Annotated in this window: 12 protein-coding genes; 2 read left to right on the top strand and 10 right to left on the bottom strand. The window is 63.9% G+C overall.

Annotated elements, in window-relative coordinates; all coding sequences use genetic code 11:
* The first annotated feature begins 5 nt into the window (after positions 1 to 5).
* Positions 6 to 857, top strand: a complete 852-nt coding sequence (locus EC912_RS11095; RefSeq protein ID WP_132143965.1) for a symmetrical bis(5'-nucleosyl)-tetraphosphatase — start codon at positions 6 to 8, stop codon at positions 855 to 857.
* Between the two features lie 93 nt (positions 858 to 950).
* On the opposite strand, the gene secA is transcribed toward EC912_RS11095, so the two are convergent.
* Positions 951 to 3,662 (bottom strand): preprotein translocase subunit SecA, encoded by a 2,712-nt coding sequence (gene secA / locus EC912_RS11090; RefSeq protein ID WP_132143963.1) that lies wholly within the window; start codon positions 3,660 to 3,662, stop codon positions 951 to 953.
* Positions 3,663 to 3,797: 135 nt separating this feature from the next.
* Positions 3,798 to 4,730, bottom strand: coding sequence for a M23 family metallopeptidase (locus tag EC912_RS11085; protein WP_132143961.1), 933 nt, complete (start codon positions 4,728 to 4,730; stop codon positions 3,798 to 3,800).
* A 31-nt stretch (positions 4,731 to 4,761) separates the two neighbouring features.
* On the opposite strand from EC912_RS11085, the gene EC912_RS11080 reads away from it, so the two are divergent.
* Positions 4,762 to 5,232 carry a DUF721 domain-containing protein gene (locus tag EC912_RS11080; protein WP_132144653.1) on the top strand — a complete coding sequence of 157 codons (471 nt, stop codon included), beginning with the start codon at positions 4,762 to 4,764 and terminating at the stop codon, positions 5,230 to 5,232.
* A gap of 405 nt (positions 5,233 to 5,637) precedes the next feature.
* On the opposite strand, the gene lpxC is transcribed toward EC912_RS11080, so the two are convergent.
* From lpxC to ftsW, 8 genes are all read right to left on the bottom strand, one after another.
* Positions 5,638 to 6,549 carry a UDP-3-O-acyl-N-acetylglucosamine deacetylase gene (gene lpxC, locus EC912_RS11075; protein WP_132143959.1) on the bottom strand — a complete coding sequence of 304 codons (912 nt, stop codon included), beginning with the start codon at positions 6,547 to 6,549 and terminating at the stop codon, positions 5,638 to 5,640.
* Between the two features lie 302 nt (positions 6,550 to 6,851).
* On the bottom strand, positions 6,852 to 8,033 hold the full coding sequence (gene ftsZ / locus EC912_RS11070) for a cell division protein FtsZ (RefSeq protein ID WP_132143957.1): 1,182 nt from the start codon (positions 8,031 to 8,033) through the stop codon (positions 6,852 to 6,854).
* 130 nt (positions 8,034 to 8,163) lie between these two features.
* Positions 8,164 to 9,399 carry a cell division protein FtsA gene (ftsA, locus tag EC912_RS11065; protein WP_132143955.1) on the bottom strand — a complete coding sequence of 412 codons (1,236 nt, stop codon included), beginning with the start codon at positions 9,397 to 9,399 and terminating at the stop codon, positions 8,164 to 8,166.
* Complete coding sequence (locus EC912_RS11060; protein WP_132143953.1) at positions 9,396 to 10,148, bottom strand: cell division protein FtsQ/DivIB; 753 nt, start codon at positions 10,146 to 10,148, stop codon at positions 9,396 to 9,398. The genes ftsA and EC912_RS11060 overlap by 4 nt, the downstream gene beginning before the upstream one ends.
* Positions 10,145 to 11,146, bottom strand: a complete 1,002-nt coding sequence (locus tag EC912_RS11055; protein WP_132143951.1) for a D-alanine--D-alanine ligase — start codon at positions 11,144 to 11,146, stop codon at positions 10,145 to 10,147. Before EC912_RS11055 ends, EC912_RS11060 begins: the two co-directional genes overlap by 4 nt.
* The gene (gene murC, locus EC912_RS11050; protein ID WP_132143949.1) at positions 11,146 to 12,585 is read right to left on the bottom strand and encodes a UDP-N-acetylmuramate--L-alanine ligase; all 1,440 of its coding nucleotides are present in this window, start codon (positions 12,583 to 12,585) and stop codon (positions 11,146 to 11,148) included. The genes EC912_RS11055 and murC overlap by 1 nt, the downstream gene beginning before the upstream one ends.
* Positions 12,582 to 13,649 (bottom strand): undecaprenyldiphospho-muramoylpentapeptide beta-N-acetylglucosaminyltransferase, encoded by a 1,068-nt coding sequence (murG, locus tag EC912_RS11045; protein WP_132143947.1) that lies wholly within the window; start codon positions 13,647 to 13,649, stop codon positions 12,582 to 12,584. The genes murC and murG overlap by 4 nt, the downstream gene beginning before the upstream one ends.
* A complete protein-coding gene (ftsW, locus tag EC912_RS11040; protein WP_132143944.1) occupies positions 13,646 to 14,869 on the bottom strand; it encodes a putative lipid II flippase FtsW in 1,224 nt (407 codons plus the stop codon). Before ftsW ends, murG begins: the two co-directional genes overlap by 4 nt.
* Positions 14,870 to 14,873: the final 4 nt, after the last annotated feature.

Raw genomic sequence — 14,873 nt, 5'->3', positions numbered from 1 at the left:
GACTGATGGCCGTCTATGCGATCGGCGACGTCCAGGGCTGCCTCCCCGAGCTTCAGCGTCTGCTCGAAAAAATTCGTTTCGATCCCGCCGCCGACCGGCTGTGGTTCTGCGGCGATCTCGTCAACCGCGGCGGTCAGTCGCTCGACACGCTGCGCCTGATTCATTCGTTGCGCGACAACTGCATCATCACGCTCGGCAACCACGATCTCAGCCTGCTGGCTATTTCGCAGCGGCGTGAGGACGCGCAATCGCGCGTCAACGCCGAGCTGCGGGAAGTCCTGTTCGCCGACGACGCTCCCGTACTGATCGAATGGCTGCGCAACCAGAAGCTGCTGCACACCGACGAAGCCCTTGGTTGGACGATGATCCATGCCGGCATGGCTCCCTCGTGGACGCTGCGCCAGGCACAGCGCGCCGCACTGGAAGTCGAGCGGGAGCTTGGCGGTCCGCGCCATCCGCGGCTGCTGAAGAACCTGTTCGGAAATCGGCCGCCGGGCTGGACCAATCGCCTGCAAGGCGTCGAGCGTCATCGCGCCACGATCAATACGCTTACCCGCATGCGCTATTGCGACGTCAACGGCCGCATCGACTTCGAAGGCAAGGGAACGCCCGGCACGCAGAAGCCCGGTATGTATCCGTGGTTCGAAGTGCCTGGCATGCGCCGTCGCGAAACGAAGATCGTTTGCGGTCACTGGTCGGCGCTGGGCCGCTTTGCCGGACTTGGCGTGTACGCCATCGACACGGGCTGCGTGTGGGGCGGACAGCTCACGGCGATGCGGCTCGATACGCCGGAGCCGGAGTACGTGACGGTCGAAGCGGAGCCGTACAGGCAGAAGCCGAAAGGCGGCGGGGACTGAGTTCCGGTTGGGCCTGCGCCTATAGGGGCGCCGTTGCAGGAGCGCGCTCAAGCGCGCTTCTATAAAAAAACCCGCCTTTCGGCGGGTTTTTTCTTAAGACAGCTGACCGTGGCAATGCTTGAATTTCTTGCCTGAGCCGCAGGGACACGGATCGTTACGACCGACCTTCGGACCGTCGTTCAATACCGGTGTCGGCGCCGTGGCGACCGCCTGCTCCGGCTCCTGCCCCATGGGACCGGCATCCGCATGCTGGAACTGCAGGCGCTGGCCTTCCGCGGCACGCTGCTGCTGCGCTTCCATCTCGGCGACTTCGTCTTCGCTGCGGACGCGGATACGCGCCAGCATCTGGACGACTTCGGCCTTGATGCGATCGAGCATCTCGGAGAACAGCTCGAACGATTCGCGCTTGAACTCCTGCTTCGGCTGCTTCTGCGCATAGCCGCGTAGATAGATGCCCTGACGCAGGTAATCCATGCTGGCCAGATGCTCTTTCCATGCGTTGTCCACCACCGAAAGCATCACGTGCTTCTCGAGCGAACGCATGGTGTCGGACCCGATCTGCGCTTCCTTTTCGGCGAACAGCGCATCGACGGCCGTACGTACATGCTCAAGGATGCCGTCGGCATCGATCTCGGATTGCTGCGCTACCCACGGGGTGAGATCGAGATGCAGGTTCAGCTCGCTCTGCAACTCGCGATCGAGTCCGGCAACGTCCCACTGGTCGTCGATGCTGTCGGCCGGCACGAAGCGACGCACGAGCGCCGTGGTGACGTCCTCGCGGATGTCGCCGACCATATCGGAGATATCGTCCGCTTCGAGCAGCTCGTCGCGTTGTGCGTAGATGACCTTGCGCTGATCGTTGGCAACGTCGTCGAATTCGAGCAGGTTCTTACGGATATCGAAGTTGTGCTGTTCGACCTTACGCTGGACCTTCTCGATCTGACGCGTGATCAGACGATCCTCGAGCGGCTCGTCTTCGGTCATACCGAACATGCGCATCCAGCGACCGATACGCTCGCCGCCGAAGATGCGCATGAGGTTGTCCTGAAGCGACAGGTAAAAACGGGACGAACCCGGATCGCCCTGACGGCCCGAACGGCCACGCAGCTGATTGTCGATACGACGCGATTCGTGACGTTCGGTACCAATGATGTGCAGGCCACCGGACGCAAGCACCACCTCGTGACGCTTCTTCCATTCAGAACGCGCGATAGCGCGGTCGGCATCGGAAGCGTCTTCGGGCAACGCCGCCAGGGCGGCTTCGAGGCTGCCACCGAGCACGATATCCGTACCGCGTCCCGCCATGTTGGTGGCGATCGTGACCGAACCGGGCGCGCCCGCCTGCGCGACGATGTGCGCTTCGCGCTCGTGCTGCTTGGCGTTCAACACTTCGTGCGTGATTTTTTCCTGCTTCAGCAGCGACGACACCAGTTCGGACACGTCGATGGACGCCGTACCCACCAGCACGGGCTGACCGCGCTCGTTACAGGCCTTGATGTCGCGGATGACGGCCTTGAACTTGGCCTCGGGCCCGAGGAACACGGAGTCCGGGTTGTCGAGGCGGATCATCGGCTTGTGCGTCGGGATCACGACGACTTCCAGGCCATAGACGGTCTGGAATTCGTACGCTTCCGTATCGGCCGTACCGGTCATGCCGGCCAGCTTCGAGTACATGCGGAAGAGATTCTGGAACGTGATCGTGGCGAGGGTCTGGTTCTCGCGCTGGATGGGCACGCCTTCCTTCGCTTCGACGGCCTGGTGCAGACCTTCGGACCAGCGACGGCCCGCCAGCGTACGGCCGGTGAACTCGTCGACGATGATGACTTCGCCGTCGCGCACGATGTAATCGACGTCGCGATGATAAATGGCGTTGGCACGCAGCGCCGCATTCATGTGATGGACGACCGCGAGGTTCTTCGAGTCGTAAAGGCCGCTATCGGCCTCGATCACGCCGGTCTCGCGCAGCAGTTCTTCCGCGTGCGTCATGCCCTCTTCGGACATGTGGACCTGTTTCTGTTTCTCGTCGACCCAGTAATCGCCCGCGCCGTCTTCGGCTTCCTGACGGATCAGACGCGGCACGACTTTGTTCACCGCGATGTACAGCTGCGGGGAATCCTCGGCCGGACCGGAGATGATCAGCGGGGTGCGGGCTTCGTCGATCAGGATCGAGTCGACCTCGTCGACGATGGCGTAGTTCAGACCGCGCTGATTGCGCTGATCCTTGCTGAGCGCCATGTTGTCGCGCAGATAGTCGAAGCCGAATTCGTTGTTGGTGCCGTAGGTGATGTCCGCGGCGTAGGCAGCATGCTTGTCGCCCTGCTCCATGCCCGGATAAACGACACCGACGCTGAGGCCGAGGAAGTTGTAGAGCTTGCCCATCTGCGCCGAGTCGCGACGCGCCAGGTAGTCGTTGACGGTAACGACGTGCACGCCCTTGCCTTCCAGAGCATTCAGGTACACCGGCAACGTACCGACGAGGGTTTTGCCCTCACCCGTACGCATTTCGGCGATGCGGCCGCCATGCAATACCATGCCGCCGATCATCTGGACGTCGTAGTGGCGCATGCCGAGGACGCGTTTCGCCGTCTCGCGCGTGGTGGCGAAGGCTTCGGGAAGCAGGGCATCCAACGTCTCACCAGCAGCGAGACGCTGACGGAACTCGTCGGTTTTGGCTCGCAGCTGGTCGTCGGTAAGTTTTTCGAACTCCGGCTCGAGCGCGTTGATGCGGCGTACGTTCTTGGACAGGTCGCGCAACACACGCTCGTTACGGCTGCCGAAAATACTCGTCAGTGCACGATTGAACATCGATCATCCGGATCTGAGACTTAAGGGTTCCCATCCGGCATAACCGGACGGGACAGAAGGGCGATGATACTACGGGGCGCCCGCGCTTTCCTCGGATTGGCGGCGGTCGGGGCAGGATTCAACCCCGTGGCGGTGTCAGCGGTGGCTACGAGCGAATGCCAGCGGGTTGACGACCCGGTCGTGGTACCAGACCTCGAAATGAACGTGCGAACCCGTCGAACGACCGGTGGAGCCGGCCTTGGCGATAACGTCGCCGACATGCACGCGCTGGCCGGGATGGGCCAGGATGCTGCTGTTATGGGCGTAGCGGGTCATATAGCCGTTGCCGTGGTCGATTTCCACCACGTCGCCATAGCCGCTACGGACCCCGGCGAACGTGATCATGCCTTCGGCCACGGCGGTAACGGGCGTGCCCGTGGGGGCGGCGATGTCGATACCGGTATGCCGTGCGCTGTGACCGCTGAACGGGTCGGGGCGACCGCCGAAATAGGATGAGATATAGCCCTGGACCGGCATGCCGGTCGGGCGCAGGCTGGACTCGATGCTGCGGTCGAGCAGCATGCTCTGCAGGGCCTGGAGCTGCGCCTGCTGGCTGTCGAACTGACCGGCGAGGTCGTCGATGCTGCGATCCAGCGTCTGCGGAAGCGCGTAAGCCGTGTCGCTGGAACCGCCTTCGGGACCGCCGACCGGCGGCGTTTCGTCGAAGTCGAACTCGCCATCGTCCAGTTTGCCGACCTGGGTCAGGCGTTCGCCCAGCGCGTTCAGCCGGATGGACTGGGCTTGCAGCTGACCTAGCTTCACGGCCAGTGCGTCGAGATCGCGCTGCGCGCTCTTACGGACCCCGGCAAGCTGATCGTTCTGGCTGGCGACCTGCTGTCGGAGCGTACGGATATCCGACAACGCCCGGTCGTGCGGGTTGGCCAGCGACAGGGCTAGCGCCCCGCCCAGCGCGGCGACGCCCAGAACGGCTGCCGCGGCGCAGACCACGATCTTGCGGCGCATGCGCCTGCAGGAAAGGTCCAGCGTTTTCGGCCCTTTCTGGCCGCGTGACACGAGTATGATTTGCATAACATCCACATCGAAGACTTTGTACCGGCCCATGCAATCTCCGATCCAGCCACCTCGCCGCACGACGCGCGGACTGACGTCCGTCGCCGAGGCCGGGCCTGTCGCCTCGCTCGCCAAAAAGGCGCGCGAGCTCGACGAGCTGGACCGCAAACTGCGCCAAACGCTGCCGACACCATTGCGCGATCAGGTCCGTTTTGCCGATCTGCGCGATGGCCGCCTCGTTTTTCTGGCGCCCTCCTCCGCCTGGGCCGCGAAGCTGCGCATGTACCAGGCGCAAATCCTCTCGTCCGCTCGCGCCCTCGGCGCGCCGGCAGGTTCGGTAACCGTGAAAGTGGCCCCCTTGCCGCCCGAGGAAATCATCCCCGACCGGCACAAACCGCTTTCGACCTCGGCAGCCAGACATCTCAAGGCCGCCGCGGCCTCACTCTCAGACCCCGTATTGAAGAGTCTGTTCCTCGAACTGGCGTCCCACGCCGAAAATCCAGGCGAATCCGACACTTAACGCGCACGAGAACCCCCGTTCCCTGCCCCCGGCGAAACCGGGGTGGCCAGATTTATAGCACGATCCGTAAGTGCGAACACAAGACCTGCACGATAGCTTCACCGTTTTGTGATGGGGGTGGCAGGGATATCGCCAAGGGCAAACATCGCTGGTGCCGGCGTGCTAGGAGCCGCGTTCGCGGCTTGTAGGAGCCCGCTTGCGGGCGAAAGCCAACAGGGCGAGGAAGATGGATGCCCACATCCGCGAGCCCGATCTACGGGCTGCGGATGTCACGCACATCTTCACCGCTCCGTTGGCTTTCGCCCGCAAGCGGGCTCCTACAATGGCCGCGCCGGGAAACAAAAAAGCCGCGGCATGGCCGCGGCTTCTTCGTTACCCGACAGCGCCTCGCGGCGCCCGCCCCGATCAGACCGCCGCAGCGGGATGGGCGTAGGAAATCGGCGCTTGGGCCGGATCCTTGAAGCTGACTTCTTCCCACGCGGTGGCGTCGGCCATCAGCGTGCGCAGCAGCTTGTTGTTGAGCTCGTGGCCGGACTTATGCGCGTAGTACGCACCGATCAGGCTATGGCCCAGCATATAGATGTCGCCGATCGCGTCGAGGATCTTGTGCTTCACGAACTCGTCGTCGTAGCGCAGACCGTCTTCGTTGAGAACGCGGTAATCGTCGAGCACCACGGCGTTGTCCATCGAACCGCCGAGCGTGAGGTTACGCTCGCGCAGCATTTCGATGTCGCGCATGAAACCGAACGTGCGGGCGCGGCTGACTTCCTTGACGAACGACGTCGTCGAGAAATCCATCTCGGCCTGCGAATTGCGCTTGTTGAAGAGCGGATGGTTGAACTCGACGGAGAAGCCGACCTTGAAGCCGTCGAACGGCTCGAAGCGGGCCCACTTGTCGCCGTCCTGTACCTTGACCGGCTTCTTGATACGGATAAAGCGCTTCGGTGCGTCCTGTTCCTCGATACCAGCGGACTGGATCAGGAAGACGAACGGACCGGCGCTGCCGTCCATGATCGGCACTTCCGGTGCGGACAGGTCGACATAAGCGTTGTCGATGCCAAGACCGGCCATGGCCGAGAGCAGATGCTCGACCGTGGATACGCGTACGTCGCCGTTGACCAGGGTCGTGGAGAGACGCGTGTCGCCGACGTTTTCCGGATGCGACCGAAGATCGACAGGCGGGTTGAGGTCGGTGCGTCGAAACACGATGCCGGTGTTCGGCGCCGCGGGACGAAGCGTCATGTACACCTTGTCGCCGGTATGAAGACCGACGCCAGTGGCGCGAATGATGTTCTTGAGCGTGCGCTGCTTAATCATTTTTGGTCAAACCTGTCTGGCAGCAGCCTGAAGTGGCGGAAATGCTAACACAGTCTTAACCTCGGAATAAACAAACCAGACGGTACAGTCTAGATATCCTTCACTGTTCCTTCAGCAATTATTGCGAGTCATTCTCGTCCGCGTCCACATCGAAAGTTATTACGAATCAGTAACCTGGCGACAGCGAACCGCGCTCCGCCGCCCGGACGGGTCGGCGGCGGAGCGCGGCGGCGTCCGGACTCCTGCCCGGCGTCGCCTCACGTCATCCGTGACGTGTCATGGGATGTTGCCGGTCCGGACGATCAATCGGCCTGGCGGCGCAGGAACGCCGGGATGTCCAGGTAATCGATCGCGGGCTCGGCCGACTTGGCCTGCATCGGTTCCGAACGCGTCGTCGCGATGGTTTCCGGCTGGGCGTAGTCGACGACTTCGTTGCCGGTACCCGTGCGCAGCACGACCGGACGCGGACGCTGACGCATTTCGACGTGCTGCTGGACCGCCTGACGGACCGGCTGCTTGGCGGCGGCGGCACGGTTCAGGCCCGTGGCCACGACCGTCACGCGGACGTCGTCCTGCATTTCCGGGTCGAGCGAGGTGCCGATGACCACCGTGGCGTCTTCGCTGGCGAAGTCGTGGATCACGCGGCCGATCTCGTCGAACTCGCGCATCGTCAGGTTCGGACCCGCGGTCACGTTGACCAGGATGCCGCACGCGCCGTTGAGGTTGACGTCTTCGAGCAACGGGTTGTTGATCGCGGCTTCGGCGGCTGCCTGGGCACGATCGTCGCCACGGGCGGTGCCCGAACCCATCATGGCCATGCCCATTTCGCTCATGACCGTACGAACGTCGGCAAAGTCGACGTTGATCAGGCCGGGACTGGTGATGAGGTCGGCAATACCCTGCACGGCGCCCTGGAGGACGTCGTTGGCTGCCTTGAACGCATTAAGCAGTGTCACTTCGCGACCCAGCACCGAAAGCAGCTTCTCGTTCGGCACGGTGATCAGCGAATCGACGTGCTGCGACAGGTCTTCGATACCCTTCAGGGCAACCTGCATGCGGCGACGGCCTTCGAACGGGAACGGCTTGGTGACCACGGCCACCGTGAGGATGCCCTTCTCTTTCGCCAGCTGGGCAACGACCGGAGCCGCACCCGTACCCGTACCGCCGCCCATACCGGCGGTGATGAAGACCATGTCCGCGCCTTCGAGCATTTCCTCGATGCGCTCGCGATCTTCCAGAGCGGCCTGACGGCCCACTTCAGGATTCGCGCCAGCGCCCAGGCCCTTGGTGACATTGCTGCCGAGCTGGAGGTGCGTACGCGAGTTGCAGCTCTTCATCGCCTGCGCGTCGGTATTCGCAACGACGAATTCCACGCCTTCGATGCTGGAGTTGACCATGTGCGCCACGGCGTTACCGCCGCCGCCGCCCACGCCGATGACTTTGATGACCGCATTCGGTGCCAGTTTTTCGATGAGTTCAAACATTTCCCGTCCTCCGCAGAACTTTTGTGATTTTTAGTTATGTCCCGTTCCCGACTCCTGTCGGGCGCGGGTTGCGGGCATTCCTATCGCCCCGGCGCCCAACTCCTTCGGGCGCCGATAAAAACTTTTCCGGTCAGAAGTTCTTCGTAAACCAGCTACGGAACTTCTCGACCATGCCGCCGACGCTGCCACCGGACGTTCCCGCGCTGCGCATGCCGCCGCCCGAACGCGAGCCATGCAGCAACAGGCCGACGCCCGTCGAATGCAGCTCGCTGGACACGACATCGCCCAGACCGGAAACGTGCTGGGGCACGCCGATACGAACCATCTTGTGGAAAATTTCCTCGGCCAGTTCGAGCGCGCCTTCCATGCGCGACGCGCCGCCGGTCAGGACGATGCCCGCCGCGACCAGACTCTCGTAACCGGAACGGCGCAGCTCGTCCTGCACCATCTCGAAGATTTCTTCGTAACGCGCCTGCACCGACTGCGCCAGAGCCTGACGCGCCAGACGGCGCGGCGGACGATCGCCGACGCTGGGCACCTGGATCGTTTCCTCGGCATGAGCCAGCTGGGCAAGTGCGCATGCGTACTTGATCTTGATTTCTTCCGCGTGGGCCGTCGGCGTATGCACGCCATAAGCAATGTCGTTCGTCACCTGATCGCCGCCGACCGGCAGCGACTTCGTATAACGGATCGAACCCTGCGTATAGATAGCGATATCCGTCGTGCCCGCGCCGATGTCGACAAGGCATACGCCGAGTTCGAGCTCGTCTTCGGTCAACACCGCTTTCGCGCTGGCCACCGCGGCGGGCACGAGTTCGTCGACCGACAGGCCGCAACGCTGGATGCACTTGCTGATGTTCTGCACCGCGCTGGCCGCGCCGGTCACCAGATGCACGCTCGCTTCCAGACGCACGCCGCTCATGCCGACCGGGTGGCGGATGCCGTCCTGGCCGTCGATGCGGTATTCCTGCGATTCCTTGTAGAGCACCTTGCGATCGGCGGGGATCGCGACGGCGCTCGCCGCTTCCAGCACCTGCTCCAGATCGGCGGCCATCACTTCGCGGTCGCGGATCGCGGCGGTACCGTGCGAGTTCTTGGTCTCCAGGTGGCTACCCGAAATCGACGCGTAGACCGAGCGGATATCGCACCCGGCCATCAGCTCGGCTTCTTCGACGGCGCGCTGGATCGAATGCACGGTCGATTCGATGTCCACCACCGAACCGCGCTTCATGCCGCGCGACACATGCGTGCCGATGCCGATAATCTCGATCGGTTCGCCCGGCTCGTATTCACCGACAATCGCGACCACCTTCGAGGTGCCGATATCGAGGCCGACGACGAGTTGTTTATCGCTCTTATTTCTCATGTTCCGGCCCTAGCTCCCGACTTGGCGGCGACCGGCGCATCCGGCTGCGGCCACTTGACGGCGAATCCATTGGTGTAGCGAAGATCGGCGTAAGCGAACGAGCCCTGCCGACCGGCGATCAGTTGCGGATATACATCGAGGAAGCGCGCCAGACGGCGGTCGGCCTGATCGCGATCGCCGATCACGATGTCCGCCCCGCTTTCCGTGGTGACGCTCCAGCTGCCGCGGTCGCTGAGCGACACACCGGTCACCTGCAGCTGCGCGCGACCCGCGAAGGCTTTCTGTGCCTGCGCGTAAAAACTCACTACTTCGGCCAGCCGCGCATCGGGACCGCGCAACTGCGGCAGCCCTTCCATCTGGTCGGCGCCAGCCGCCACGAACACCAGACCCTGGCGGCTGATCAGTTTGTCGTCGTTCCAGCGCGCGAAAGGCTGCCGTTCGTAGATGCGCACCAGCAGCGTATCGGGCCAGCGCTTGCGCACTTCCACCGATTCCACCCACGGCAGGCCGCCGATGGCGTGACGAACGTCTTCCAGATTCGTGGCGAAGAAACCTTTACCCAGGTGAGGCAGCACGGCGCCGCGGAGCTGTTCGGCACTGATGTGCGCGAACTCCGCTTCGACCTTCAGCTGCGTCACCGGCCACCGTGTGGCGGCGAACCAGCCCTGCATCACGCCGACCACGGGCAACACCACCAACGTAATGGCGATAGCCCAGGCGACGATCCGCGTGGCGGCGGCTCCCTTCATGCTTGCCCTCCGTTCGTACGGACGTCCGGATGGAACGACGATTCGAGTACGCGCCAGCAGACGGCCGCGAAATCGAGGCCGGCGATGGTTGCCGCTTTCGGCACCAGCGAATGCGAGGTCATGCCCGGCGCGGTATTCACTTCCAGGAGCCAGTTGCGCCCGTGACGATCGCGCATCACGTCGACGCGACCCCAGCCCGAGCAGGCCAGTGCGTCGAATGCCGCCAGTGCCAGCGCGCGCATTTCGCTCTCCGCCTCGCCGGACAAACCGGGCACGATGTACTGCGTATCCTCGGCGACGTACTTGGCGTTGTAGTCGTAGTACTCGCCCTTCGGCACGATCTTGATCGTCGGCAGCACTTCGCGACCGAGGATGCCCACGGTGAACTCGCCACCCTCGGAAGCATCGCCTTCGATCAGGGTTTCCATCAGCAGGTCGCCCGGATAGCGCAGCGCCAGTTCGACGGCGGCGTCCAGTTCGCTCTCCGAGAAAACCCGGGTGATACCGACGCTGGAACCTTCCCAAGCCGGCTTGACGATCAGCGGGAAGCCGATCTCCCGTGCGGCCGCATGCACGTCGGCGCCGCGCGGCAACGCTTTGAATCGCGGGGTCGGCAGGCCGAGGGCGGTCCACACCTGCTTGGCGCGGATCTTGTCCAGCGATAGAGCCGAGCCAAGTACGCCCGAACCGGTGAAGGGAACGCCCAGCGATTGCAAAGCGCCCTGAAGCTCGCCGTTCTCGCCACCGCCACCGTGCAGGATGTTGAACACACGCGCGAAGTGACCGGCGCGCACCGCATCGAGCAACGCGGGAATGCCATCGATCACATGTGCGTCCACACCACTCGAGCGCAAAGCCTCCAGCACATTGCGACCGGAGTCCAGCGACACCTCGCGCTCCGCCGAGCTGCCGCCCATGACGACCGCGACGCGGCCGAACTGCGCGGGATCGGTCACCGTACGGCCGAACGTGTTGTGGCCGGTGAGTTGCGTGCTCATTACTTATGGGTCCTCAGGTTTCCAGCGGTCGCCAGGTCGATAGCGGCCGTGCCGATATCGCCCGCGCCCAGCAGCATCAGGAGGTCGCCATCGCGCAGCAGCGACGGCAACGCATCGCGCAGGTCGCGCGGATGGTCGATCAGTACCGGGTCGGTCTTGCCGCGTGCACGAATCGCCCGCGCCAACGCGCGACCGTCCGCACCCGGGATCGGCGCTTCGCCGGCCGGATAAATTTCGGTCAGCACCAGCACGTCCACTTCGGCGAGCACGTTCGCGAAGTCGTCGAGCAGATCGCGGGTACGGCTGTAACGGTGCGGCTGGAACGCCACGACCAGACGGCGCTCGGGCCAGCCGCCACGCGCGGCGGCGAACACGGCGGCCAGCTCGCGGGGATGATGACCGTAGTCGTCGACCAGCAGCACACTGCCTTTGTCCAGCGCGATTTCGCCACGACGATGGAAGCGACGACCCACGCCCTCGAAACGCTGGAGCGCCGTCGCGATGGCTTCGGCTTCGACACCCAGCTGCCAACCGACCGCAGCCGCCGCAAGCGCGTTCTGCACGTTGTGCCGTCCCGGCAGATTCAGCGTCACCGGCAACGTTCCATCCATGCCCGGCAGGTGCAGGTCGAAATGCATTTCGAAGCCAAGCTGACGAACGTTGGTCGCGCGCACGTCGGCATCCTGCGCATCGATGCCGTAGGTCAGCATGCTGCGCGACGTGTCCTGCGCCAGCTTCGCCACTTCCTCGTCGTCGATGCACAGCACCGCCATACCGTAGAACGGCAGACGATGCAGGAAATCGCCGAAGGCTTTCTTCACCTGCGCGAAATCGCCGTTGTAATTCTCAAGATGGTCGGCGTCGATATTGGTTACAACAGCCATGACCGGCGACAACATGAGGAACGAACCATCCGATTCATCCGCCTCGGCCACCAGGTACTGACCCGTACCAAGACGCGCGTTCGCACCAGCGGCATTCAACTGTCCACCGATGACGAAGGTCGGATCGTAGTCGGCCTCGGCCAGCACGCTCGCGACGAGGCTCGTCGTCGTTGTCTTGCCATGCGTTCCTGCGATCGCGATACCGCGACGGAAGCGCATCAGTTCGCCGAGCATTTCGGCACGCGGGACCACGGGAATGCGACCGGCACGCGCGGCGACCAGTTCCGGGTTGTCCTGACGAATCGCGCTGGACGTGACCACGACATCCACATCGACGACGTTCGCCGCATCGTGACCGATATGCACGGCGATACCCAGCTGCGCGAGGCGCTGCGTGGTCGGCGACGGCGCGCGATCCGAACCGGACACGCTATAGCCGAGGTTGTTCAGCACTTCGGCGATACCACTCATACCGACGCCGCCGACGCCGATGAAGTGGACACGGCGGAACGTGGTCATGAAATCATCGTGGGCACGCAAACGACTGGGTGTCATGCGGAAACCTCCATGCAATGACGTGCAATCGTTGCTGCGGCGTCGGGCTTGGCCAGCGTGCGGGACGCATTGGCCATGGAAAGAAGGCGACCGCGGTCGCCGGTGAGTTCGCGGATTCGGCCCGCCAGCGCACTGGCGTCCAGATCGCGTTCCTGGATCAGTTCGGCGGCACCCGCGGCAAGCAACGTCTGCGCGTTGCGTGTCTGGTGATCGTCGACCGCGTGCGGAAACGGCACGAGGATCGCGCCGATACCCGCGGCGGTCAGTTCGGCGATCGTCAACGCGCCAGCACGGCAGACCACGAGGTCGGCCCACGCATACGCCGCGGCCATGTCGTCGATGAATGGCTCGATGCGCGCCTCGACACCCGCGTCTGCATACGCTTTACGCGCTTCGTCGACACCACGGGCGCCGCACTGGTGCAGCACATCGGGCCGCAGGTCGGTCGGCAGGACGGCCAGCGCTTCGGGCAACCGAAGATTGAGCGCGCGTGCGCCCAGACTGCCGCCCAGCACCAGCACGCGCGGCTTGCCGTCGCGGCCGGCAAAGCGCTCGGCGGGTGCGGGCAGTCCGGCGATACTTGCACGCACCGGATTGCCGACCCACTCGGCGTGAGGAAGAGTACCGGCGAAACCGGTCAGCACCGTCCCCGCAATCCTGGCGAGCATGCGATTGGTGAAGCCGGCCACGCCATTCTGTTCGTGCACGAGCAGCGGTACGCGACCGATCCATGCGGCGACGCCCGCCGGACCGGCGACATAGCCGCCCATCGACAGAACGCAGCGCGGCCGCACCCGGCGCAACAGCGCCATGGACTCGCCGAGCGAACGGGCGAGCATCAGCGGCGCAAGCGCGCGCGTCTTCAAGCCCTTCCCACGCAGACCACCCACGGCGATCGTATGCAGTTCGATGCCGTGTTCCGGCACCACGCGCGTTTCCATACCGCCATCGGCACCGAGCCAGACGACCGGCACGTACTGCGCGCGCAGCACATCGGCCACGGCAAGCCCCGGAAAAATGTGACCGCCGGTACCGCCAGCCATGATGAGGACAGGGGCGCTCATACGGTGGCCTCCATCGGAGCCGCGGCATTGGGAACGCCCATCGCCGGCATGCGCGTCGCCATCTGGCGGGCATCCTCGGCGCGGTTGATTTCGAACGTCGCGCGCAGCAGCACGCCAACCATCGCGCATGTCAGCAACACGCTCGAACCACCCGAGCTGATCAGCGGAAGGGTCAGGCCCTTCGTCGGCAGCACACCGAGATTCACGCCGATGGACACCATCGCCTGGAATCCCAGCATCAGCGAGATACCGAAGGCGACGTAGCCGGAGAAACGCTGCCCCAGTTCCACGCCCTTCAGACCCAGGTAAAGGCCGCGACCGACCAGCAACGTATAAAGACCGATGACCAGACAGATGCCGGCCAGACCCAGTTCCTCGGCAAGCACGGCCAGGATGAAGTCGGTATGCGCCTCGGGCAGGTAGAACAGCTTCTGCACGCTGGAACCCAGACCCACGCCCAGCCATTCGCCGCGACCCACGGCGATCAATGCCTGGGTCAGCTGGAAGCCGTCGTTGAACGGATCTTTCCAGGGATCGAGGAACGAGGTCAGGCGCTTGATGCGGTAGTCCTCGGCGGTCGCCGCGTAGATCAGCAGCGGGACCAGCGGCGTACCCAGCAGAAGCAGGTTGCGCATGCGCGCGCCGGCCAGCCAGACCATGCCGACCGTCGTGGCGACGACCAACGCGGCGGAACCGAAGTCGGGCTGCGCGAGCAGCAACAGCACGATCATGCCCGCGACCGCCACCGGCTTCACGACACCGAACAGGTGGTATTCGACGCCTTCGCGATGGCGGACCAGATAGCTCGACAGATAGATAACGAGGATCAGCTTCACCGCCTCGACGGGCTGGAAGCTGGTCACGATCAGGTTGAGCCAGCGGCGCGCACCATTGATGCGCATGCCGAACACCGGCAGGAAAACAGCAAGCAGCATGGCGATACCGAAGAGCAGCAACGGCACGCTGTACTTCTCCAGCGTCTTCAGTTCCGTGCGCATCGCGGCACCGGCGAGGCAACTGCCCAGCACGAGGAAAACCAGATGACGCTTCAGGAAATAGAACGGACCGATGTGCTGACCGTCGGCCACGGCAATCGAGCTGGAAGCGACCATCACGACGCCCAGACTCGCAAGCGACAACGCGGCCAGCAGCAGAAGGAGGTCGAAACTCCCCCGCGGCCCTTGCCGACGTTTTGCCTGGCTGTTACCGAAGCCGAACATGATT

This window comes from Luteibacter rhizovicinus (assembly GCF_004342265.1).
GTDB classification, from domain to species: Bacteria; Pseudomonadota; Gammaproteobacteria; order Xanthomonadales; family Rhodanobacteraceae; genus Luteibacter; species Luteibacter rhizovicinus_B.
This window is presented reverse-complemented; position numbering and strand designations above follow the sequence as displayed.

What these genes read in the sequence shown, in the direction of transcription:
- EC912_RS11095 (WP_132143965.1), top strand. Translation starts at nt 6, where the DNA reads ATGGCCGTCTATGCGATCGGCGACGTCCAGGGCTGCCTCCCCGAGCTT.
- ftsW (WP_132143944.1), bottom strand. Translation starts at nt 14,869, where the DNA reads ATGTTCGGCTTCGGTAACAGCCAGGCAAAACGTCGGCAAGGGCCGCGG.
- lpxC (WP_132143959.1), bottom strand. Translation starts at nt 6,549, where the DNA reads ATGATTAAGCAGCGCACGCTCAAGAACATCATTCGCGCCACTGGCGTC.
- EC912_RS11080 (WP_132144653.1), top strand. Translation starts at nt 4,762, where the DNA reads ATGCAATCTCCGATCCAGCCACCTCGCCGCACGACGCGCGGACTGACG.
- ftsA (WP_132143955.1), bottom strand. Translation starts at nt 9,399, where the DNA reads ATGAGAAATAAGAGCGATAAACAACTCGTCGTCGGCCTCGATATCGGC.
- murC (WP_132143949.1), bottom strand. Translation starts at nt 12,585, where the DNA reads ATGACACCCAGTCGTTTGCGTGCCCACGATGATTTCATGACCACGTTC.
- EC912_RS11055 (WP_132143951.1), bottom strand. Translation starts at nt 11,146, where the DNA reads ATGAGCACGCAACTCACCGGCCACAACACGTTCGGCCGTACGGTGACC.
- murG (WP_132143947.1), bottom strand. Translation starts at nt 13,649, where the DNA reads ATGAGCGCCCCTGTCCTCATCATGGCTGGCGGTACCGGCGGTCACATT.
- secA (WP_132143963.1), bottom strand. Translation starts at nt 3,662, where the DNA reads ATGTTCAATCGTGCACTGACGAGTATTTTCGGCAGCCGTAACGAGCGT.
- ftsZ (WP_132143957.1), bottom strand. Translation starts at nt 8,033, where the DNA reads ATGTTTGAACTCATCGAAAAACTGGCACCGAATGCGGTCATCAAAGTC.
- EC912_RS11060 (WP_132143953.1), bottom strand. Translation starts at nt 10,148, where the DNA reads ATGAAGGGAGCCGCCGCCACGCGGATCGTCGCCTGGGCTATCGCCATT.
- EC912_RS11085 (WP_132143961.1), bottom strand. Translation starts at nt 4,730, where the DNA reads ATGCAAATCATACTCGTGTCACGCGGCCAGAAAGGGCCGAAAACGCTG.